This is a genomic window from Leifsonia sp. Root1293 (assembly GCF_001425325.1).
Classification (GTDB): Bacteria; Actinomycetota; Actinomycetes; order Actinomycetales; family Microbacteriaceae; genus Orlajensenia.
The window spans coordinates 524,146-546,390 of record NZ_LMEH01000001.1 but is presented as its reverse complement, the minus strand read 5'-3'; the positions used below and the strand labels follow the sequence as shown (position 1 = coordinate 546,390).

Annotated in this window: 19 protein-coding genes; 3 read left to right on the top strand and 16 right to left on the bottom strand. The window is 68.3% G+C overall.

Translation table 11 applies throughout. From position 1 onward, the window contains the following. Positions 1 to 7: 7 nt before the first annotated feature. The 12 genes from murC to ASC59_RS02380 form a co-directional block, all read right to left on the bottom strand. Positions 8 to 1,408, bottom strand: coding sequence for a UDP-N-acetylmuramate--L-alanine ligase (murC, locus tag ASC59_RS02435; RefSeq protein ID WP_055818034.1), 1,401 nt, complete (start codon positions 1,406 to 1,408; stop codon positions 8 to 10). A 49-nt stretch (positions 1,409 to 1,457) separates the two neighbouring features. Continuing rightward, a complete protein-coding gene (locus tag ASC59_RS02430) occupies positions 1,458 to 2,558 on the bottom strand; it encodes a UDP-N-acetylglucosamine--N-acetylmuramyl-(pentapeptide) pyrophosphoryl-undecaprenol N-acetylglucosamine transferase (protein WP_055818032.1) in 1,101 nt (366 codons plus the stop codon). Continuing rightward, positions 2,555 to 3,778, bottom strand: coding sequence for a putative lipid II flippase FtsW (gene ftsW, locus ASC59_RS02425; RefSeq protein WP_082513348.1), 1,224 nt, complete (start codon positions 3,776 to 3,778; stop codon positions 2,555 to 2,557). The genes ASC59_RS02430 and ftsW overlap by 4 nt, the downstream gene beginning before the upstream one ends. Beyond that, positions 3,744 to 5,285 carry a UDP-N-acetylmuramoyl-L-alanine--D-glutamate ligase gene (murD, locus tag ASC59_RS02420; protein ID WP_055818031.1) on the bottom strand — a complete coding sequence of 514 codons (1,542 nt, stop codon included), beginning with the start codon at positions 5,283 to 5,285 and terminating at the stop codon, positions 3,744 to 3,746. Before murD ends, ftsW begins: the two co-directional genes overlap by 35 nt. Beyond that, a complete protein-coding gene (mraY, locus tag ASC59_RS02415) occupies positions 5,270 to 6,367 on the bottom strand; it encodes a phospho-N-acetylmuramoyl-pentapeptide-transferase (protein WP_055818029.1) in 1,098 nt (365 codons plus the stop codon). The genes murD and mraY overlap by 16 nt, the downstream gene beginning before the upstream one ends. Then, the gene (locus ASC59_RS02410; protein ID WP_055818027.1) at positions 6,364 to 7,779 is read right to left on the bottom strand and encodes a UDP-N-acetylmuramoyl-tripeptide--D-alanyl-D-alanine ligase; all 1,416 of its coding nucleotides are present in this window, start codon (positions 7,777 to 7,779) and stop codon (positions 6,364 to 6,366) included. The genes mraY and ASC59_RS02410 overlap by 4 nt, the downstream gene beginning before the upstream one ends. Further along, positions 7,776 to 9,335, bottom strand: coding sequence for a Mur ligase family protein (locus ASC59_RS02405; RefSeq protein ID WP_200942300.1), 1,560 nt, complete (start codon positions 9,333 to 9,335; stop codon positions 7,776 to 7,778). Before ASC59_RS02405 ends, ASC59_RS02410 begins: the two co-directional genes overlap by 4 nt. Positions 9,336 to 9,351: 16 nt before the next feature. After that, positions 9,352 to 11,085, bottom strand: a complete 1,734-nt coding sequence (locus tag ASC59_RS02400; RefSeq protein ID WP_055818024.1) for a peptidoglycan D,D-transpeptidase FtsI family protein — start codon at positions 11,083 to 11,085, stop codon at positions 9,352 to 9,354. Positions 11,086 to 11,158: 73 nt separating this feature from the next. Continuing rightward, positions 11,159 to 11,818 (bottom strand): hypothetical protein, encoded by a 660-nt coding sequence (locus ASC59_RS02395; protein ID WP_055818023.1) that lies wholly within the window; start codon positions 11,816 to 11,818, stop codon positions 11,159 to 11,161. Next, positions 11,815 to 12,768: a 16S rRNA (cytosine(1402)-N(4))-methyltransferase RsmH gene (rsmH, locus tag ASC59_RS02390; protein ID WP_055818021.1), complete on the bottom strand. Its 954-nt coding sequence runs from the start codon at positions 12,766 to 12,768 to the stop codon at positions 11,815 to 11,817. The genes ASC59_RS02395 and rsmH overlap by 4 nt, the downstream gene beginning before the upstream one ends. A 94-nt stretch (positions 12,769 to 12,862) precedes the next feature. Continuing rightward, positions 12,863 to 13,294 carry a division/cell wall cluster transcriptional repressor MraZ gene (mraZ, locus tag ASC59_RS02385; RefSeq protein WP_055822685.1) on the bottom strand — a complete coding sequence of 144 codons (432 nt, stop codon included), beginning with the start codon at positions 13,292 to 13,294 and terminating at the stop codon, positions 12,863 to 12,865. Between the two features lie 256 nt (positions 13,295 to 13,550). Next, positions 13,551 to 13,934, bottom strand: a complete 384-nt coding sequence (locus ASC59_RS02380; protein WP_055818020.1) for a DUF3040 domain-containing protein — start codon at positions 13,932 to 13,934, stop codon at positions 13,551 to 13,553. Positions 13,935 to 14,010: 76 nt separating this feature from the next. Here ASC59_RS02380 and ASC59_RS02375 point away from each other — a divergent pair, with 76 nt between their 5' ends. Beyond that, complete coding sequence (locus ASC59_RS02375) at positions 14,011 to 15,132, top strand: polyprenyl synthetase family protein (protein WP_055818017.1); 1,122 nt, start codon at positions 14,011 to 14,013, stop codon at positions 15,130 to 15,132. A gap of 24 nt (positions 15,133 to 15,156) precedes the next feature. On the opposite strand, the gene ASC59_RS02370 is transcribed toward ASC59_RS02375, so the two are convergent. Continuing rightward, complete coding sequence (locus ASC59_RS02370; RefSeq protein WP_055818015.1) at positions 15,157 to 15,498, bottom strand: Rv2175c family DNA-binding protein; 342 nt, start codon at positions 15,496 to 15,498, stop codon at positions 15,157 to 15,159. A 175-nt stretch (positions 15,499 to 15,673) separates the two neighbouring features. On the opposite strand from ASC59_RS02370, the gene ASC59_RS02365 reads away from it, so the two are divergent. Together ASC59_RS02365 and pknB are read left to right on the top strand one after the other, a co-directional pair. Beyond that, on the top strand, positions 15,674 to 16,849 hold the full coding sequence (locus ASC59_RS02365; RefSeq protein ID WP_055818013.1) for a muramidase family protein: 1,176 nt from the start codon (positions 15,674 to 15,676) through the stop codon (positions 16,847 to 16,849). Between the two features lie 92 nt (positions 16,850 to 16,941). After that, positions 16,942 to 18,852, top strand: coding sequence for a Stk1 family PASTA domain-containing Ser/Thr kinase (gene pknB, locus ASC59_RS02360; protein WP_055818011.1), 1,911 nt, complete (start codon positions 16,942 to 16,944; stop codon positions 18,850 to 18,852). Between the two features lie 186 nt (positions 18,853 to 19,038). Here the strand turns inward: pknB and ASC59_RS02355 are convergent, their stop codons facing one another. The 3 genes from ASC59_RS02355 to ASC59_RS02345 all read right to left on the bottom strand — a co-directional run bounded on the left by ASC59_RS02355 (position 19,039) and on the right by ASC59_RS02345 (position 22,167). Next, positions 19,039 to 20,409, bottom strand: coding sequence for a class II 3-deoxy-7-phosphoheptulonate synthase (locus tag ASC59_RS02355; RefSeq protein ID WP_055818009.1), 1,371 nt, complete (start codon positions 20,407 to 20,409; stop codon positions 19,039 to 19,041). Positions 20,410 to 20,468: 59 nt separating this feature from the next. Further along, a complete protein-coding gene (locus ASC59_RS02350; protein ID WP_055818007.1) occupies positions 20,469 to 21,158 on the bottom strand; it encodes a lysophospholipid acyltransferase family protein in 690 nt (229 codons plus the stop codon). Between the two features lie 64 nt (positions 21,159 to 21,222). Continuing rightward, positions 21,223 to 22,167: an ROK family glucokinase gene (locus tag ASC59_RS02345; protein ID WP_055818005.1), complete on the bottom strand. Its 945-nt coding sequence runs from the start codon at positions 22,165 to 22,167 to the stop codon at positions 21,223 to 21,225. Positions 22,168 to 22,245: the final 78 nt, after the last annotated feature.

Sequence of the window (22,245 nt, the reverse complement as noted above, 5' to 3'; positions counted from 1 at the left end):
GACCGCCTCATTCGCGCTCGGCCTCGAGCGAGCCCAGCAGTTGCGGGACGATGCGGTAGACGTCACCGCATCCGAGCGTGATCACGAAATCGCCCTCGCGGGCCATGGCGGCCGTGTGGTCGGCGGCGGCCTGCCAGTCGGGGACGAACGCGACGTGCGAGGAGTCGGCGAAGCGCTCGCTGACGAGGGCGCCGGTGACGCCGGGCTCCGGGTCCTCGCGGGCTCCGTAGACGTCGAGCACGACGGTCTCGTCTGCGTACTGTTCGAGCACGTCGGCGAACTCCTGGGCGAACAGGCGCGTGCGACTGTAGAGGTGGGGCTGGTGCACGGCGATGATCCTGCCGTCGCCGACGACGGTGCGGGCTGCTGACAGCGCTGCGGCCACCTCGGTCGGGTGGTGGGCGTAGTCGTCGTAGACGCTCACACCGCGCACGGTGCCATGCAGCTGGAACCGGCGTTCCGTTCCGCCGAACTCCGCGATCGCGGCGAGGGATGCAGCGGGGTCCAGGCCGACGCTCACCAGCACGGCGAAGGCGCCGGCGGCGTTGATGGCGTTGTGCACGCCCGGGATGCGCAGCTGGGCGCGGTACTCCTCGCCCTTCCAGGCCAGCGCGAAGGCGACGGGCCCGTCGGTCGTCACGTCGAAGACGCGCACGTCGGCATCGGCGGCCTGACCGAACGTGATGACGTTGGCGGCCGTGAGGGCGGCGCCGACACGCACGGCTCCTGGATCATCGGAGGAGATGACGACGGTCTCGCTCGCTGCCGAGGCGAAGTCGACGAACGCCTGCTGGAACGCCTCGAGTGAGCCGTAGTGATCGAGGTGGTCGGGGTCGACGTTGGTGATCAGGGCGATCGAGGTGTCGTAGAGCAGGAACGAGCCGTCCGACTCATCGGCCTCCACGACGAAGAGTTCGCCTTCGCCGCGAGCCGAACTCACGCCCAGTGTGTCGATGACGCCGCCGTTGACGAAGCTCGGGTCCTCTCCGAGCCCGAGCAGACCGGTCACGATCATGCCGGTCGAGGTGGTCTTGCCGTGGGCACCGGCGACGGCGATGAGGCGCTGGCCCGAGACGAGCCAGGCGAGGGCCTGGGAGCGGTGGAGCACCGGCAGCCCGCGTTCGAGCGCGAGCTGGTATTCGGGGTTGTCCTGCCAGAGCGCACCGGTGACGACCAGGGTGTCTGCGTCGCCGACGTTGGCTGCGTCGTGTCCGATGTGCACGGTGGCGCCGAGGTCGCGGAGCGCCTGCACGTTGGCGGAGTCGCGCACGTCGGAGCCGCTGACCGTGTGCCCAGCGCCGAGGAAGAGTCGGGCGATGCCGCTCATGCCCGAGCCGCCGATCCCGACGAAGTGCACGGTTCCGAGTTCGTCGGGGATCGTGATGCCGAGGTCGGGTTTGATCGTCACTGCGCGGTGCTCTTCTCGTGTCTGTGGAACGGGGGTGCTGCCGACAACGTTACGCGTCCGCGCCGGATTTCCCCGGATCGCCCCGCAGCGCCTCGGCCACCAGCGCCGCGAACCGCCGCGAGCCGTCGAGCACGCCGACGGAGGCTGCGGCATCCGCCATGGCCTCTCGGCCCGGCTCGTCTTCGAGAACGGGCAGGAGCTCGCTCGTGACCCAGGCGGGCAGGAAGGCGGCGTCGTCGACGAGGACGCCTCCCCCGGCCTCGACGACGCCCGCAGCGTTGAAGCGCTGCTCGCCGTTGCCGACGGGATAGGGGACGTAGACGGCGGGGATGCCCAGAGCCGAGAGCTCGCTCACCGTCGCGGCTCCCGCTCGCGAGACGGCGAAGTCGGCTGCGGCGAGGGCGAGGTCCATGCGATCGCAGTACGGGAGGATCGTGTAGCCGTCGATGCCGGGATCGGTGATCTCGGCGGCGTCCCCGGTGATGTGGAGCACCTGCCAGCCCGCTTCGACGACGGATGCCGCTGACTCGAGGATCGTTCCGTTGATGCGACGTGCGCCGAGCGAACCGCCCGTGACGAGCAGTGTCGGACGGTCGGGGTCCAGACCGAAGTAGGCGACGGCGACGGGCCGAGCCGCCTCACGGTCGAGCTGCTCGATCTCGGGCCGCAGCGGCATGCCGACGAAGCGCGCGTTCGGCAGGCGGGTTCCGGCGAACGCCACACCGACCTGCTTCGTGTAGCGGGCACCGAGGCGGTTGGCGAGGCCGGGCTTCGCATTCGCCTCGTGGATGGCGATGCCGATGCCGACCCGTCGCGCCGCGAGGTAGGCCGGCGTCGAGACGTAGCCGCCGAAGCCGACCACGACGTCGATCGAGCGTTCGCGGATGATCGCCTCGACGGCGTCGATGGTGGCGCGGAAGCGTCGGGGGAAGGTGACGGCCTGGGTGTTCGGCCGCCGCGGGAACGGCACCTTCGGAATGGTCAGGAGTTCGTAGCCCCGCGCCGGGACGAGGCGCGCCTCTAGCCCGACGGCCGTGCCGAGCACGAGCACTTCACTCGGATCCTCGGCTGCCGTGATGGTGTCGGCGACGGCCAGCAGCGGATTCACGTGGCCGGCGGTGCCTCCGCCGGCGAGGAGATAGCGCTTCACGCCGGCCGCCGGGCCGGAGCGACGAGGGGCTTGTAGCCGGCGCGAGCGAAGGACAGCACGATTCCGATGGCGAAGAGGGTGGTGAGCAGCGCCGTTCCTCCGGCCGAGATGAGCGGAAGGGGAACGCCGAGCACGGGGATGACACCGAGCACGACGCCGATGTTGATGCAGGCCTGGCCGATGATCCAGACCATGACGGAACCCGTGGTGACCCTGGAGAACAGGTCGGGCGCCTGGCGCATGATCCTGAGGAAGGTGATGGCCAGGAGCACGAACAGTGCGAGCACGACGATGGCGCCGATCAGGCCGAGTTCCTCTCCGATGACGGCGAAGATGAAGTCGTTGTCCGCTGCGGGCAGCCACGACCACTTCGCCTTGGAGTTGCCGAGCCCGACACCGAAGATCCCGCCGTTGGCGAGGGCGTAGTCGCCGTTGTTCGTCTGCCAGCACGAGCCCTGTTCGTTGCCCTCGCAGGACTCGCTGAAGAACGCGGCGATGCGCTTCATGCGGTTCTCGCTCGACACGGCGACGAAGAGTGCGACGACGATCGCGACGGCCAACGGGATCGCGATGTGGCGCAGTTTGACGCCGGCGAAGAACAGGGCGCCGAACAGGATCGAGCCCATCACGATCACGGTGCCGAGGTCGCCGCCGCGCAGGACCAGGGCGGTGGAACCGCCTCCGACGAGGAAGACGGGGATGAGGGTCTGCTTCCAGTCGTCGAGCCTGTCGCGCTTCATCCAGAGGATGTTGCCGAGCCAGATGACGAGGGCCACCTTGATGATCTCCGACGGCTGGAACTGGAACGAGCCGACAGCGAGCCAGTTGGTGTTTCCGCCGACCTCGATGCCGAGCGGCGTGGCCACGACGATGACCTGCAGCACGCAGCCGACCAGCAGCGCCGGCCACGACACGCGCCGCCAGAAGATCGCCGGCATCCGGCTCGCTATGAGCATGAGCGGGATGCCGAGGCTGGCGAACAGCAACTGCTTCCACGCTCCGCCGAACGGAGTCTCGTTGTCGAGGTACGAGCCGACCGACGACGAGGAGAGAACCATGACGATGCCGAACACGACGAGGAAGAGCGTGGTGCCGAGCAGCAGGAAGTACGTCGACCCCTCGGCCTGGAAGACACGGCCGAGCGAGATGCGGGCAGAGGAGACCGCGGCCTCGACAGGGGCGAGCCTAGGCTTCTGGTCGGTCCGAGGCGGACTGGTCATCCGCCTCACCTCCCAAGAACTCTCGTACTGCCTGTGCGAACAGATGCCCGCGTTCCGCGTAGTCAGCGAACTGATCCATCGAGGCCGCGGCCGGTGCGAGGAGAACGGTGTCTCCGGCTCCGGCCACCTCGGCAGCCAGTCTGACTGCGCGGGGCATCACCTCTCCAGTGTCATCGACCACGACCTCCACGACTGGAAGGGCCGGGGCGTGTCGTGCGAATGCCGCCACCAGCTCGCTGCGATCGACGCCGATGACGACCGCGCCACGCAGTCGCGAGACATGGCTGCGCACGAGATCGTCGATGTCGACGCCCTTGAGCAGTCCACCCGCGATCCACACCACAGAGGGGTACGCGGTGAGCGACGCCGCCGCGGCGTGCGGGTTCGTCGCCTTGGAATCGTCGACCCAACGGATGCCGTGGGCCACGGCGACCGTCGCGATGCGGTGGGCATCCAGCCTGAAGTCGGCGAGGGCGTCGTGGATCACGTCGGCAGCGACTCCGTAGGCCCGGGCGAGAGCGCTCGCGGCGAGTATGTTGGCGACGACGTGCGGTGCGTCGAGACCGGCGGCCACGAGTTCCGGCACCGTCGTGAGCTCGATCGCGCTGTTGCGCCTGTCATCGAGGAACGCCCTGTCGCACAGGATGCCCTCCACGACGCCGAAATCGCTGGGGCCCGGAATGCCGAGGTCGAAGCCGATCGCGCGCGCACCGTCCGACACCTCGGCGTCCTCGACCATGCGCTGGGTGGCCTCGTCGGCCTTGTTGTAGACGCAGGCGACCTTGGTGTTGGCGTAGACGGTCGATTTCGCGTCACGGTAGGCGTCGAAGGAGCCGTGCCAGTCGATGTGGTCGTCGGCGATGTTGAGACAGACCGCGGAGTGCGGAACGAGGGCGCCGGGGCCGCTGCGGCGGAGGTGATGGAGCTGGTAGCTCGAGAGCTCGACCACCAGCACGTCCCAGCCCTGCGGGTCGCGGATGGCGTCGAGCACCGGGATGCCGATGTTGCCGCATGGGGCGACGCGCTTGCCTGCCGCGTGGATCATCGTCGCCGTCAGCTGCACCGTGGTGGTCTTGCCGTTCGTTCCCGTCACCAGGATCCACTCGGCCGGCTCGCCCACCTTGTCGCGCAGGCGCCAGGCCAGCTCGATGTCTCCCCACACGGGGATGCGGTTCTCGCCGGCCCAGAGCAGCACGGGGTGATCAGGGTGGAAGCCCGGCGAGGCGATGATGACATCGGGCGCGTGCTCGACGAGTTCCGCCGGCGGCGTCGAGAGGTCGGCGACGACGAGACGCGCGCCGATCACGTCGATGAGGCCGGCTCGCTGCTCGTCGGCCGACGCCGCGACGACGAGCACATCGGATCCGAGTTCGGCCAGGGTGTCGGCGACGGCGAAGCCCGTCGCGCCGAGCCCGAGGACGCCGACGCGCAGGCCCGTCCAGTCGGAGTGCCAGCTGGTGAGGGCGTCGAGTCGGCCTGCGGCATCCGTCGTCACTGCGAGAGCCATTCGAGGTAGAACGAGCCGACACCGGCCGCCACGAGCAGTCCCGCGACGATCCAGAACCTCACCACGACGGTCACCTCTGCCCAGCCCTTGAGTTCGAAGTGATGGTGGATCGGGCTCATGAGGAAGATGCGCTTGCCGTGGGTGACCTTGAAGTACGCGCGCTGCACGATGACCGAGCCGGCCTCGATGACGAACAGGCCTCCGATGACGATGACGAGCAGCTCGGTGCGGCTGAGCACGGCGAGGGCTGCGAGAGCGCCGCCGAGTGCCAGCGAGCCCGTGTCGCCGAGGAAGATCTGCGCGGGCGAGGTGTTCCACCACAGGAAGCCGACGAGGGCTCCGGCTATGGCCGTAGCCACGATGGCGAGGTCGAACGGATCACGAACCTCGTAGCACTTGTAGACGTTGTCGGGGTCGATGCCCGCAGCGCTGCACAGCTGCTGCGCCTGCCAGAACCCGATGATGACGTAGGAGCCGATCGCCACAATGGATGCACCCGTCGCGAGGCCGTCGAGACCGTCTGTCACGTTGACGCCGTTGGACGTCGCCACGGTGATCACGCAGATCCAGAGGATGAACAGGCCGATGCCGACGATCGTGCCGAGCTTCATGAAGTCGAGGAACTGGATGTCGCGGATGAGCGAGATGTTGGTCGATGCCGGCGTCAGTCCGGTCTTGTTCGGGAACTGCAGCGCGAGCACGGCGAAGGTTCCGGCCACGATCACCTGCCCGACCACCTTGGCCCAGCCGCCGAGTCCGAGACTCTGCTGCTTGTGGGTCTTCAGGAAGTCGTCGATGAAGCCGACGATGCCGAGTCCGACCATCATGAACAGCACAAGGAGGCCGGATGCCGTTGGCTTCTGGCCATCGCTCAGAAGGCCGCCGAAGTAGCCGAACAGCACCCCGGCGATCACGACGAGGCCGCCCATCGTGGCGGTTCCACGCTTGGAGTGGTGGCTCTTCGGGCCGTCATCACGGATGAACTGGCCCCACTCGAGCTTGTGGAACAGCTTGATGAAGAGCGGCGTCAGGAAGAGCGTGAAAGCGAGCGCGAGGACGCCGGAGGTCAGGAGAGCTTTCACGAGAACGATTCTCCCAGTCGATCGCCCAGGAAGCGCAGACCCGCCGAGTTCGACGATTTCACCAGCACCAGGTCGCCGGGCCGGATGCTCGACTCGAGCAGGTCGAAGGCCTCATCCACCGTCTCGACGTAGGCGGACTCCCCGTCCCAGGAACCCTCGTTGATGGTGCTGATGTGCATGCGGCGGGCCGCGGCTCCGACGACGACGAGCTGCGAGACGTTCAGGCGCACGGCGAGCAGGCCGATGCGGTCGTGCTCCTCGCCGGAGTACTCGCCGAGTTCGCTCATCTCGCCGAGGACGGCGATGGTGCGCTGCCCGGGCTCCGCGATCTGCGCGAGGGTCTTGATGGCTGCCGACATCGAGTCGGGGCTGGCGTTGTAGGCGTCGTTGATGACGGTGACTCCGTCGCGACCGCCCATCACCTCCATGCGCCAGCGCTCCGCGATGGAGACCGACTCCAGTCCCTCGACGATGTCGTCGATGCCCACGCCCCACTCCTCGGCGACCGCCGCGGCAGCCAGGGCGTTCATGACGTGGTGCTCCCCGAGCACCCTGAAGTGCACCGAGCGCGACGCGCCGGAGGCGAGGTGCAGGGTGAAGGTGGTGCCGCGTGCGCTGACCGACACGTCGTCGGCGCGAACCGACGCAGCCGGGCCGAGTCCGAACCACACCACGCGGGCCTGCGTGGCGTCAGCCATCGCCGCGACCCGGGGATCGTCGGCGTTCAGCACGGCGACACCGCTGGCCGGAAGGTCACTCACCATCTCGGTCTTGGCACGCTGCGTCGCCTCGATGCCGCCGAAACCGCCGGCGTGGGCGAGTCCCACCTTGAGAACGACCCCGACGTCGGGCATGGCCATGCGCACGAGGCGGGTGATCTCGCCGACGGCGCTCGCGCCCATCTCGGCGACGAGGAACCGGGTGTCCTCTGCGACCTCGAGCATGGTGAGGGGGGCGCCGACCTCGTTGTTGAACGAGGCGCGGGCGGCGATCGTTGCACCCTGCCGCTCGAGGATGGCCCGCAGCAGGTTCTTGGTCGTCGTCTTCCCGTTCGACCCCGTGATGCCGACGATCTTGAGTTCTCCGAGGGCGCGGATGCGGCGGATCACCTCGGTTGCAAGGGCGCCGAGCGCATCGACGGTGTCCGCGACCACGATCTGGGCCACAGGCAGGTCGAGGGCGTGCTCGACGACCAGGAGCACGGCGCCGTTCTCGACGGCGGCCGGGGCGAACAGGTGACCGTCGGTCTCCTCGCCGCGCTTGGCGAAGAAGATGTCGCCAGCACCGACCTCGCGTGAATCGGTGTGGGATGCGCCCGAGACGACAGTCTCGGCACCGGATGCAGTCTGCGTGTCGAGGTGGAGTTCTCCCCCTGTCGCCGCAGTGATCTCGGCGAGGGTCATGTCGATCACAGCCAGCCAGCTTCCTGAAGTGCGAGTCGCGCGTCATCACGCGCCGAATATGGTTCCTTGACGCCGGCCACCTCGTGGTAGTCCTCGTGGCCTGGACCGGCGTAGAGCACGGCATCGCCGTCTCCCGCCAGCGCGAGCGCCGCGCGGAAGGCGGAGCGCGGGTCGGCGATCTCGAGGAACTCCCCGTCCGGGACGGCATCCCGTGCTCCGGCGAGCAGCGCCGCCCTGATGGCGGCCGGGTCCTCGAAGCGCGGGTGGAAGTCCGTGATGACGACGACATCAGCTCCGCGGGCAGCGATGGCGCCCATGTCGTGCCGCTTCGTCGTGTCGCGGTCGCCGTCGGCGCCGAACACCATGACCACCTTGCCCTCCGTGGTCTTGCGAATGGCCGCCAGGGTGTTGAGGAAGGCGTCGGGGCTGTGGCCGTAGTCGATGTAGACGACAGGGCCGCGCTCCCCCGAGATGCGCTCGGCGCGCCCCGGGATGTACGCGAGGATTCCGCCGTCGCGCTCCAGGGCGTGGGCGATCGCGTCGAGGTCGTATCCGGACTCGACCAGCATGGCGATGGCGAGGGCCGCGTTGGCGGCCATGTACCAGCCGAGGAGCGGAACGCTCGTCGTGAGGCTGCGCCCATCGGGACCCTCGAGCCGGAACTCGGTGCTCTCGGACGTCTCACGGGTCACCGTGACCCGCCAGTCGGCCTCGACGTCGGGGTCGGAGGTGATCGTGGTGACCGGAATGCGGGAGGAGTCCGCGATGCGTCGACCCCAGTCCGTGTCAACAGTGACCACTCCGCGGCGCGATCGATCGGGCTGGAACAGCTCGAGCTTGGCGGAGAAGTACTCCTCGAAGTCCGCGTAGTCGTCGAGGTGGTCGTGGCTGAGGTTGGTGAATCCCGCGACATCGAAGACGAGACCGTCCACACGGTGCCGGGACAGGGCCTGAGCCGACACCTCGATGCCGACGGCGCGCACCTCGGCCTCCCGCATCCGCGCGAGGAGGGCATGGAGCTCGGTGGCCTCGGGGGTGGTGAGCGAGCTGGTGACGGCGAGGCTGCCGATACGACGCTCGGCCGTCGACGTGAGTCCGGCCTCGATGCCCAGCTGGGTGAGCACGGCGAACAGCAGGTAGACGACGCTGGTCTTGCCGTTGGTTCCGGTGACGGCGAAGAGCGTGGCCGGGTTGTCCTCGGTGCGGTGGATCCAGCCGGCCACGGCGCCGAGGGCAGCCCTGGCGTCCGGCGTGACGAGCACGGGGAGGCCCGATGCCGCGGCCTCGGCGGCGCCGGCCTCGTCGGTGAGCACGGCGACGGCGCCCGCCTCGCGCGCAATGGTCGAGAACCTGGCACCGTGGGCGTTGCGCCCCGGCACTCCCACATAGAGGTCTCCCGGCTGAACAGTCGCCGAACTCAGGCTGACGCCGGTCAGTTCGATGCCGTCGATGTCACCGCGGGCGTCGAGGGCGAACTCGTCGACGAGCCCCGACAGTGCACGGGGAACGGGGTGCAACGGCCGGAGCGCCGAGGGGGCCGATCCGGTCACGTGGCTCACTCTCATTTCATTGATGCTCGGGTCACCAGTTGGCTGGCAATGGGGTGGCTGCGGTGTCGGTCGGGACGACCCGGTACTTCTTGAGCACCTGGCTCATCACCTGCTTGAAGATCGGCGCCGCAGCTCCCGAGGTGTTCATGTTCACAGGATCAGCCAAGCTTACCGAAACCACGTACTGCGGATCGTCGGCCGGGGCGAAGCCCGACACCGACACGAGGTAGCCGTGCGAGTATCCGCCGTTGCCGTCGGGCATCTGCGCCGTACCGGTCTTCGAGGCTACGCGATAGCCCGGGATGTTCCAGACACTGGCCAGCCAGCCCTGCTGGTACACCATCTCGAGGATGTCGCTGGTCTGCTTCGCAGCCGTCGGGGAGACGACCTGCTCGCCCTTCGTCGACGGGACACCGGTGACGGTCCCGTCCTCGTGGGTGCAGCCCTCGACGAGCTGCACGGGAAGCCTGACGCCTCCGTTCGCGATGGTCTGGTAGACGCTCGCGATCTGCACGGCGGTCGTCGTGAGGCCCTGGCCGAACATGGTGGCGTACTTGGTCTGGGGGTCCCAGCTGTCCGGTGTGCCGTTCAGGTTCCCGGGGTCCTGTGCGGGGAAGTCGGCCTCGGTCTCGGTGCCGAGACCGAACTTCTTGTAGTAGTCGTAGCGCTGCTGGTCGGTGAGCTTCTCGCCGATCTGCGACATTCCCGTGTTCGACGATTCGATGAGAACGCCCGTGAGGGTCAGGTTCTCGTCGCCGTGGTACTCGGAGTCGTTGATGTCGGCGCCGTTCGGGAAGTTGATCCTGTAGGGAGCGACGACCTGCGTGAGCGGATCGGCGACGCCTGCGTCTATCGCGGATGCGGCCGTCAGCGCCTTGAAGGTGGAGCCGGGCTCGTAGGAGGCCGTGAAGGCACGCGAACCGCGGTCCTCGGCGTCGGTCGCATCGATGTTGTTCGGATCGACGGACGGGTAGTCGGCGACGGCGACCAGCTTTCCGGTCTTGACCTCCTGCACGACGGCGGTTCCCCAGGCCGCGCCGACGGCCTGTGCCTGCTGCGCGAGCGACTGCTGAACGTTCCACTGCAGGTCGGAGTCGATCGTGAGCTTGAGTGTTCCGCCGTTCTTGGCTGCGACGGAGTCGGTGGTGCTGCCCGGGATCTCGACGCCATCGACACCGGTCTGGTAGCTCGTCGAGCCGTTCCGTCCGACCAGGCACTTGTCTGCGGCGGCCTCCTCGCCGGCGAGGGCCTCGCCGTCATCGCCGACGAAGCCGACGATGTTGCCCGCGACGGCGCCGTCGGGATAGGTGCGGCTCGGGTGGCCCTCTCCGTAGACCCACTGGATGTCCAGGGCGTCGACCGCCTGCCAGGTGGCGAGGTCGACCATCTTCTTCACGTAGGCGTAGTCGCTCTCGGGGTCGTCCTTCAGGGAGTCTGTGATGATCGCCTGAACGCTCTCGCCCGACATGCCGAGGGCCCGCCCGAGCTCGGCCGAAGCCTGCGCGACCGACACCGTGGATTCCGTGCCGTCGACCTCGCGTTCGAACGGCTTGGCGTTCTTCGGCGAGATGACGACGTCGTAGCGCATCACCGACTGGGCGAGCACCTTTCCGGAGGCGTCGACGATGGATCCTCTGGCCCCCAGGATGTCCTCGGTGGTCGACCGCGCTGCCAGCGATGCGGCGTTCAGCTCATCGGCGCGCACGATCTGGATGTCGACGAGGCGCACCACGAAGACCGAGACCAGGGCGAGCAGGGCGACCATCGCGAAGAGGCTGCGCCTCCTACTGGATCGACCGAATTTCACGTCTCGTTCCCTCCCCCGGATGGTGCCGGGCTCAGTGTGTCACAGGGGTCGGGATGCCGGCCGGACCGACACCCGCCCCAGCCGCAGTCGCAGCTTCGGCGGTCTCTGTGGCTGCTGCATCCGTCGACTTCTCGGTCTTCTTCGCGGGCTCGGCCACAGGCTCGGCTGCGACGGGCGCGGGGTCCGTCACGAGGGGAACGCCGGCCAGCAGGGAGTTCGGAACGGCATTGCCCGCTCCCCCGGTCGCCGAGTCGGCGGCCTGCGGCTGCCCGAGGACGGCGCCGTCGGAGAGACGCAGGTAGGCCGGATGTGCATTGGTCACCATGCCGAGGGCTGCCGCGTTCTCGGCGAGGTACTGCGGCGACTTGACCCTGTCGAGGTCTTCGCCGACGGCCTGGGCGTTCTGCTGCAGGTGCTTCAGCTCCGACTCGGCTGCCGCGGACTCGTAGGCGCCCTGCGAGAGGGCGACGCTGAGCAGCAGTTTCGCGATGAAGATGGCGGCGACGCCGCTGACAGCGACGATCGCGTAGAACAGCCGCGGGCGGGCTCGACGCTGATCACGCGTCGGAGCGACGGTGATCGAGGGACGCCAGCTCGGGGTCGGTTCCGGCAGGGGTTCGACGACGGGCGCCGACTGGGCGAGCGATCCCCACACCGGCATCTGGGGCGCTCGCGCGAGCGTCTCGTTCATGCAGCGCTCCTGACGCGTTCTGCCGCGCGCAGTCGCACGGGCGTGGCTCTGGGATTGATGGCCTTCTCCTCGGCGCTGGCCTGTTCCGCTCCGCGGATCAGAAGCGTGAACTCGGCCCGGTGCTCCGGCAGCTCGATCGGCAGGCCGGGAGGCGCCGTCGAGCTCGACGCTGCGGCCAGGGCGCGCTTGACGATGCGGTCCTCGAGGGACTGGTACGACTCCACGGCGATCCGGCCACCGACGCGCAGGGTCGACAGCGCGGCCGGGATGGCCCGCTCGAGCACGGCCAGCTCCTGGTTCACCTCGATGCGCAGGGCCTGGAAGACGCGCTTGGCAGGGTGCCCCTGCCTCTGCACGGCGACGGGGGTCACGTCCGTGATGATCTTCACGAGCTCGGCCGAGCGCACCAGCGGAGCATCCGCTCGCGCGGCGACGATGGCCTTCGCGTATCGGGCCGAGAGCTTCTCCTCGCCGTACTCGTGGAAGATGCGCCGCAGGTCCGCTTCGGAGTAGGTGGCCAGCACGACTTCGGCTGTGAGCTCGCTGGTCGCGTCCATGCGCATGTCGAGGGGCGCGTCCTTGGAGTAGGAGAAGCCGCGCTCGACGCGATCGAGCTGCAGCGACGAGACGCCGAGGTCGAAGAGGATGCCGTCGACCTCGGGGATGCCGAGTCCGTCGAGTGCGTCGACGAAGCCGTCGTAGACGGTGTGCACGAGCTTCACCCGGTCGCCGAAGGGAGCCAGCCTCTCGCGGGCGATGCCGAGGGCGTCGAGGTCGCGGTCCAGGCCGACGAGCGTCAGCTCCGGGAATCGCTGGAGGAACGCCTCGGCGTGGCCGGCCATGCCGAGAGTGCCGTCGACGAGCACGGCGCCGGGTGAGCCGATCGCCGGAGCTAGCAGTTCGACGCACCGCTCGAGCATGACGGGGGTGTGGATGCGGTTGATCTCCATGAGTGCCGGGAGGGCTCCTGTCCCCCGATCCCCATCCGGAGTCTGACACCGGGGAAGTGTGTCAGCGTGCCGGCTGGGAGTCGGGGAACAGGAACTAGAAGAGTCCCGGGATCACCTCCTCGGTGGTGTTCGCGAAGGTGGCTTCCTGCTCGGTGAGGTAGGTCTCCCAGGCTTCGGTGTCCCAGATCTCGACGCGACTGCCTGCACCGATGACGGTGAGGTCGCGCTCGAGGCCCGCGTACGCCCGCAGGTTCGCCGGGATGGTGACGCGGTTCTGCTTGTCGGGCGTCTCGGCGCTCGCACCGGAGAGGAAGACGCGGAGATAGTCCCTGGCCGTCTTGCTCGTGACAGGGGCCTGACGGATCTTGTCGTGCAGGTCTTCGAACTCCCGCGCGGAGAAGACGTAGATGCAGTGCTCCTGGCCACGGGTGACGACGACGCCGGTGGAGAGCTCGTCGCGGAACTTGGCGGGAAGGATGACGCGTCCCTTCTCGTCCAGCTTCGGCGCATAGGTCCCCAGGAACACGGTCTTCACCCCCACTCATCCGGCCACGGTTGCGGTGTTGCTCCACTTTACTCCACTACACACCACATCTGTTCTAGTTTCGCTCACTTTGCCCCGAATCGGGGTCATTCAGGCGCGCCAAATCAAGGGAGAACGCGGTGGAGGGAAATGGAGCGCCGGAAGCCGTCCGGGGAGCATTCGGGCATGAAAAAAGGGCCGATCCGGAAGGATCGGCCCTGAAGGGTGGAGAAGAGTGGGGAGGCGGGGTGGCCGGAGCCTAGTCCTGGCCCTCCTGGCGGTGGTCCCAACGATCGTTGAGCCTGTCCATGAATCCGCGGTCGGCGGATGCTGACTTCTTCGTCTTGGACGCTGAGCCCGGGAGCTCCTCGGGAGCGGGAGCCCGCTTGCTCGGGGTGATCGCGACGAGGACGCCCACGAACATCAGGACGAAGCCGCCGATGCCCAGGATGAGGAGGTTGATGGCCACGCCGGCGATCAGCGCTGCGAGGCCGGCGACGGCCAGCAGAACGCCGAGCACGATGGCTCTGTAATTGGGTCGACCACGGGGCGCGCCCACGGTCGCCACGAAGTCAGCGTCGTTGTGATAGAGGCTGCGCTCCATCTCATCGAGGAGTCTCTGCTCTTGCTCTGAAAGCGGCATCTCATTCCCTTCGCACTCGGGATCAGTCGAGATACGTTCAAAGTGTAGCCTCGCGAGTGAAAGCTAGGCTAGACGCGTGGCAGAAAGCACTCGGCTAGCCGATCTCGTACAGACGCGCATCGATGAGTTCGTATCGGATCGTTCCTCAATTCTCTCCTCGATCAGCGAGGAACTCACCCCACTCGTCGAGATCTCTCGGCGCTTTCTCAGCGGTGGCAAGAGATTCCGGGCGCTGTTCGCCTACTGGGGGTGGCAGTCGGTGTCGGGCGAACCCGACGGATTCGATCCGTTCGGCTCGGAGGACGACGCACCGGACCTCTCGGCTGTGATCTCCGTCGCCGCAGCGCTGGAGGTCTTCCACGCCGCCGCCCTCGTGCACGACGACATCATCGACAACTCGGACACGCGCCGCGGCGCTCCAGCAGCGCACCGCAGTTTCGAGGCGCTGCATCGCGAGGCCGGCTGGGCGGGCGACGGCGCCGAGTTCGGGCGGGCAGCCGCGATCCTTCACGGCGACCTGCTCCTGGGGTGGAGCGACGAACTCCTGGACGAGGCGCTCGATCTGCTCCCCGATCGCACCGCTGCTCGGCGCACGCGTCTCGAGTTCAATCGGATGCGCACCGAGGTCACGGGCGGCCAGTACCTCGACATCCTCGAGGAACGGGCATGGCCCACGCGCGCCGAGGATGAGATGCGCGCTCGAGCCGAGACCGTCATCACCTACAAGTCGGCGAAGTACAGCGTGCTCGCGCCGCTCGTGATCGGAGCCGCGCTCGGCGGCGGATCCGACGAGCAGCTGGCGGCGCTGCGCTCGTTCGGCCTGCCACTGGGCATCGCCTACCAGCTGCGCGACGACCTGCTCGGGGTCTTCGGCGACGAACAGGTCACCGGAAAGCCCAGCGGAGATGATCTCCGGGAGGGCAAGCGCACGATGCTCATCGCCATGGCCAGGGAGCGGATCGCCGCCGGTCAGCGCCGGATCCTCGACGAGCTCCTCGGCGACCCCGCCCTGGACTCCGACCAGATCAGGCTGTTGCAGTCCACGATCACGGCCAGTGGCGCGGTGGACGAGATGGAGGCTCTCATCGCCCGTCAGGTGGTGCGGGCGACGACCGTGATGACGGATGCGCCGCTCACGCGCCGCTCACGCCGTGAGCTCGCTCTGCTCGCCGAGACCGTGACCCGCCGCGCCTCCTGAGGCGCGGCGTCGGAACCGGACGGATCAGGCGAGGGCCTGGGCGACCCGTCGCACTTCGGTCTTCCGACCGGACCGCAGAGCCTCGATCGGGGCGGCATCGAGACTGTCGTCGCGTTCGAGGAGCCAGGCGACGGCCTCCTCGTCGCTGAAGCCGGCATCCGAGAGCACGAAGATCGTGCCACGCAGTTCGTGCAGGGGCTCAGTCCCCTCGAGGAAGGCGGCCGGCACCTGGAGAACGCCGTCCCGGCGCACGGCCAGCAGGTGGCGGTCCTCGATGAGGCGCCGTACGCGGCTCTGCCCGATGCCGAGCACCTCCACGAGATCGGGAACAGTCAGCCAGGGGCGATCGGAGATGTCATCGGTCACGGATCAAGAGTGCCATGTCGACCCGCGTGCATCCAACAGTCGGGGTCGCCATCGCACCCGGGATCGACATTCGATTCATCACTTCAGTAACATTGGTACCTCCAGTCCCACTAGTTGACTCATGCTCACTTCCATGTCAGCCTTGTCGACACCGTGACCCGACGGAGGATCATCAATGTCTCTCGCCCCAGTAGCCATCGCCAGTGCGATCGCCATGACCTTCGGCGGAACCGCCCCGGTCACGGCGACTCCGGCGAAACGAGTGCTTCAGCCCTCGGCGGAGCGGGGTGCGCTGGCGACACCGGCGGCGGTCGCCGTGCACACCGCGAAGAAGCCGCCGACGAAGTACACCGTGGTCGCTGGCGACACCGTCAGCGGGTTGGCCGAACGGTTCGGCCTGAAGACGCGCACCATCCTCAGCCTCAACGGCCTCGATTGGTCGAGCCTGATCTTCCCCGGCCAGGTACTGGTGCTGCGGGATGCCGCACAGGGCGGCCAGAAGGCCGTTCCCCAGAAGTCCGCGACGCCGTCATCGGGGCGAACCCACACAGTCGTGGCCGGCGAGACCGTGAGCGGCATCGCCTCGGCGGCGGGTCTCAGCACGCAGCAGGTGCTCGACGCCAACGGGCTGGGCTGGTCGAGCATGATCTTCCCCGGACAGAAGCTCAGGCTTTCGGGTTCGGCATCCACCGCCGCCGCCCCGGCTCCGGCAGCTCCAGCAGTCGCGCCGGTCGCTCAGAGCGCACCGCTCAAGGTGCACACCGTCGTCGCCGGAGACACGATCAGCGATATCGCGGCATCCGTCGGCCAGAGCATCCAGGCGATCCTCGATGCCAACAAGCTGGACTGGTCGAGCTTCATCGTCCCCGGCCAGAAGATCACCATCCCGTCGCCGCCGTCGCCCGAGGCCGCACGCTCGGCGGTCAAGGCCGGACGCATCGCCGAACTCTCCGACTCGATGCGCACGAACGCCGCCACCATCGTCGCCGTCGGCCGTGAGCTCGGCGTGAGCGACCAGGGCATCGTCGTGGCCCTCGCAGCCGCCGCGCAGGAGTCCGGACTCGAGAACGTCGACCACGGCGACCGCGACTCGCTCGGACTGTTCCAGCAGCGTCCGAGCACGGGCTGGGGCACGAAGGCGCAGGTGCGCGATCCGCTGCGCTCGACCAAGGCGTTCTTCGGCGGGGCGGCCAATCCGAATCCCGGACGCACGCGTGGTCTGCTCGACGTTCCCGGCTGGGAGAAGATGACCGTCACCCAGGCAGCGCAGGCCGTGCAGATCTCCGCCTACCCCGACGCCTACGCCAAATGGGAGCCGTCGGCACGCGCATGGCTGGCGATCCTGGGCTGAGCTCCCCCCGAGGAGGTCACGATCGACCACCAATGCCCGCCTTCACGGTGTTTTGACGGGGTAGATCGCCTGGCGTTTCATACAATCACGAGGTGACCGTCACGCCCACCGATCCGATGCTCGGCCGCCTCATAGACGGCCGCTATCAGGTGCGCTCGCGGATCGCCAGAGGCGGCATGGCGACCGTCTACCTCGCGACCGATCTGCGCCTCGAGCGCCGCGTCGCGGTCAAGATCATGCACGGCCATCTGGCCGACGACAACACGTTCAAGAGCCGCTTCGTCCAGGAGGCCCGATCGGCGGCTCGGCTTGCGCATCCGAACGTGGTCAACGTCTTCGACCAGGGCCAGGACTCCGACATGGCCTACATGGTCATGGAGTACCTGCCGGGCATCACACTGCGCGACCTGCTGAAGGACTACGGGCGCCTCACGCCGGAGCAGACCATCGACATCATGTCGGCCGTGCTGTCCGGGCTGGCCGCTGCCCACAAGGCCGGCATCGTGCACCGGGACATGAAGCCCGAGAACGTGCTGCTGGCCGATGACGGTCGCATCAAGCTCGGCGACTTCGGGCTCGCCCGCGCGGCCAGTGCCAACACGGCAACGGGACAGGCCCTTCTCGGCACCATCGCCTACCTCTCCCCCGAGCTCGTCACCCGCGGCGTCGCCGACGCCCGCAGCGACATCTACGCGCTCGGCATCATGATGTACGAGATGCTCACGGGCGAGCAGCCCTTCGTCGGCGAGGCGCCGATGCAGATCGCCTACCAGCACGCGAACGAGCAGGTGCCCAGGCCCAGCTCCCGCGTCCCGACGACGCCGCGCGGCCTCGACGACCTCGTCGTCTGGGCGACGGCACGCGACCCCGAGAACCGTCCCCGCGACGCCCGCATCATGCTCGAGCGCCTGCGCGACGTCGAGAAGCTCGTGCGGGACCCCGCTGCGGCGTCGGCAGAGGGCGTCGCACCCACCATGGTGCTGCCGAGCGCCCCGCTGGCGGCATCCGCCGACGACGAGACCCAGATCATCACGCCGACGCACGCTCCCGGCCGTCACCGCACTGGACCGGTCGCAGCCGACGCCAGCGCCGAGCTGGCCACGGCGACCGTCGCACGAGCCCGCAGGGGCTACTGGCTGTTCGCCCTGGTCTTGATCCTCGCGGGCCTCGCCGGCGCCACCGGCTGGTACTTCGGCGCCGGACCCGGCTCCCTGGCCACGGTTCCGGATGTCGTCGGTCAGTCGCAGGACGCCGCGACCGCCGCGCTGGTGGCCGAGGGCTTCACCGTGAAGCCGGGCACCCGCTACGACCTCGCCGTCGCCAAGGACCTCGCGTCGGGGACCGACCCGAAGTCGGGCAGCCAGGTGACGAAGGGCTCAGCCGTCGTACTCTACCTCTCCCTCGGAGCCGAGATGCTCGAGGTTCCTGCCGTCGCGGGCTCGCCGGAGGCCGACGCCAGAACGGCTCTCGCCCGATTCACGGTGGGCGAGTCGATCATGCAGTTCAGCGGCGAGGTCGACAAGGGCCTCGTGATCGCCGCCCTCGACGGTGACGGTGCCGAACTTCCCGACACCTACCCCGACGCCGGCGCCGTCACCCTGGTCGTCTCGGCCGGTGGCCTGCCGCCACTCGTGGGCATGGGCCGCGAGGAGGCCAAGCAGGCCCTCCTCGACGTCGACCTGGTGCCGAAGGAGGGCGACCTCGTCTACAGCGACACCGTGCCGGAAGGCGATGTCGTCGCCATCTCCTCCGATACCGACCCCATCCGCGTCGGAGACACCATCACGCTCACGATGTCGAAGGGCGTCGAGCTGTTCGAGGTGCCCGACGTCTCGGGCATGACCATCAACGAGGCCGCCCAGGCCATCGAGGACGCCGGATTCACCTTCCAGACGGATGTTCCCGAGCTGTTCCGAGACGCGCTGTCTGTGAACGCGCAGGATCCCGCCGCCGGCGAACAGGTACCGGCTGGCACCACGGTCAGCGCGAACTTCTCCGGCTGAGCGGTGCTCTCCGCGCGCTTCGGCCGCGGATCGCCTGAGCGCAAGCAGGCCGGATTGAGCGGATACAGCCGGTACAGGCCCGTCTGGCCCGTACCGGCGGATCCGGCCTGTTCCCGAGAAGGGAGCGCTGTGACTCCGCGGACTCGTCCCGGCCTCGGCGAGCGGGAAGCATCCGCCCCTTCGCGGTTAGCGGTGCGAGAGCTCCTCGGCCACGAGGAAGGCGAGCTCGAGCGACTGCATGTGGTTGAGGCGCGGGTCGCACAGCGACTCGTAGCGCGTCGCGAGATCGGCCTCGTCGATGTGCTCCGATCCGCCCAGGCACTCGGTGACGTCGTCGCCGGTGAGCTCGACGTGGATGCCTCCCGGGTGAGTCCCGACGGCCCGGTGCGCCTCGAAGAAGCCCTTGACCTCGTCGACCACGTCGTCGAAGCGACGGGTCTTGTAGCCGAGCGGCGTCGTGAGCCCGTTGCCGTGCATCGGGTCGGTGACCCACAGCGGCTGCGCATCGCTGGCCTTGATCGCCTCGAGCAGCGGCGGAAGTGCCTCGCGGATCTTCCCTGCTCCCATGCGGGTGATGAAGGTGAGGCGACCGGGTTCACGGTTCGGGTCGAGCTTGTCGACCAGGGCGAGCATGTCGTCGGGGGTCGTCGTCGGGCCGAGTTTGACACCGATCGGGTTGCGCACGCGCGACAGGAAGTCGACGTGGGCGCCGTCGAGCTCGCGGGTGCGCTCTCCGATCCAGATGAAGTGCGACGAGGTGTTGTACGGGGTACCGGTGCGGGAGTCGATCCGGGTCATCGGGCGCTCGTAGTCCATCAGCAGGCCCTCGTGGCCGGTGTAGAACTCGGTGCGCTTCATCGCCTCGAAGTCGGCACCGCAGGCCTCCATGAAGCGCACGGCGCGGTCGATCTCGCCGGCCATGCCCTCGTAGCGCTGGTTCGCCGGGTTGGCTGCGAAGCCCTTGTTCCAGCTGTGCACCTGCCGCAGATCGGCGAAGCCACCCTGCGTGAAGGCGCGGATGAGGTTCAGCGTCGATGCGGCGGTGTGGTAGCCCTGAACGAGGCGCGCGGGGTCGGCAGCGCGCGACTCCGGCGTGAAGTCGTAGCCGTTCACGATGTCGCCGCGGTAGGCAGGAAGGGTGACGCCGTTGCGGGTCTCGCTATCGCTCGAACGCGGCTTGGCGAACTGGCCGGCCATGCGGCCCATCTTGACGACGGGCATCGAGGCGCCGTAGGTGAGCACGACGGCCATTTGCAGCACGGTCTTGACCCTGTTGCGGATCTGGTCGGCCGTGGCTCCTGCGAAGGTCTCCGCACAGTCGCCGCCCTGCAGCAGGAACGCCTCTCCGCGTGCGGCAGCCGCGAGGCGCTCGCGCAGGATGTCGACCTCTCCGGCGAACACGAGGGGCGGCAGTGCCGCGATCTGGGCGGATGCGGCGGCCGCGGCATCCGTGTCAGGCCACGATGGCTGCTGCTTGATGGGCAGCTCACGCCAATAGTCGAGACCCTCGATGACCGACGTGGCTGCGAGCACAACAGGTTCGGTGGGGTCTGACACTCTGGTGGTTCCTTAATCGTGAAATGGCGGAGCCGTGCCTGGGCACGGTTCGGGCAAGCCTAGCGCGAAAGGCCGGCCCGCTTCTCCTTCACGGAACTGGCGTAGACGTCGACGTATTCCTGACCGCTGAGGCGGCCGAGTTCGTACATGATCTCGTCGGTCACACTGCGCAACACGAAGCGGTCGCCCTCGAGGCCCTCGAACCTGGAGAAGTCGAGCGGTTCGCCGAAGATCACTCCGACGCGGCGGATGCGGGGAACCCGTGTTCCGATCGGCATGACCTTCTCGGTGTCGACCATCACCACCGGGACGAGCGGCACGCCCGCCTCGAGCACCATGCGGGCCACACCGGTGCGGCCGCGGTAGAGCCTCGCGTCTGGACTGCGCGTGCCCTCGGGATAGATGCCGAGGATCGTGCCCTCGCTGAGCACGGCGAGACCCGTGTTCAGCGAAGCCTCGGAGGCCTTGCCCCCTGATCGATCGATCGGCAGCTGCCCGGCAGCGGTGAGGAAGGCGCGGGTGAACCAACCCTTCAGGCCGGTGCCCGTGAAGTACTCGCTCTTGGCTAGGAAGACCATGCGGCGCTTCATGATCAGCGGCAGGAAGATCGAGTCGATGAAGGAGAGGTGATTGCCGGCCATGATGACCGCGCCGTTCTCGGGAACCTTCTCGAGGCCGACCACCCAGGGTCGGAAGATGCCCAGCACGAGTGGACCGACCACGATGTGCTTCATCACCCAATAGAACATGCGACTCCTCGAGCCATCAGCCTAGCGGCCGCGTTCCGCCGCGGCGGAAGGGGCCGTGTCGGTCTCAGACGCCGGTGGCGCTGATGCGGGCGAGGTCGGCGGCACCGACGACGCCGGCATCGTTGACCAGTTCGGCGATGAGGAAGTCGGGCTCGGGGTGGAAGCCTCGAGCGGGGAGATGGTCGACGTAGGCCGAGCGGATCGGGTCGAGCAGCACATCGCCTGCCGCCGCAACTCCTCCTCCGAACACGAACACCTGCGGGTCGAGCACGGCGGAGAGGCTGGCTGCAGCCTGGCCCAGCCAGTGGCCGAGCGTGCGGAGCGCTGCGAGGGCACCGGGGTCGCCCGCCGTGATGAGCTCGCTGAGCAGCTCACCGGTGAGGCCGTTGTTGCGCTCGCGCAGGTCGGCCAGAGTCTGGCCGATGCCACCGGCCGTGGCGAGCTCGTTGGCGAAGCGCAGCAGGGCGCGGCCGGAACCGTACTGCTCGATGCAGCCGCGGGCGCCGCATCCGCAGGGCAGCCCGTCGGGAACGACACGCATGTGGCCGATCTCGGCCCCGGCTCCGAATCCGCCGCGCAGCAGCCTGTCGCCGACGACGATCGCTCCCCCGACCCCGGTTCCGATGGTGAGGGTCACCATGTCGGAGTAGAGGCGCCCGGCGCCGTAGCGGAACTCGGCCCAGCCTGCGGCGTTGGCGTCGTTCTCGATGAAGACGGGCAGTTCGACGCGCGCCTCGAGCTTCTCGCGAAGCGGCTCGTTGCGCCAGTTGATGTTCGGCGCGTAGTACACGGTCGACTGGGCGGCATCGATGAATCCCGCAGCGGCCACGCCGGCGGCGGCGACCTTCTCACCATCCGAGAGGGCGCGGATCATCTCGACGACGACGTCTTCGAGGGCGGCAGTGTCGGTCGGAGTCGGCACCCGGTCGCTCCGCACGATGGTTCCGAACTCGTCGACGAGGGCTCCGGCGACCTTGGTGCCGCCGATGTCGATTCCGATTGCCTGCACGCTGGTGACCTTTCGGGCGGAAGGGGGGTGGATGTCGCGGCGCTGCCAGCACGGAGGCCGCACAACGCACCACGTAGA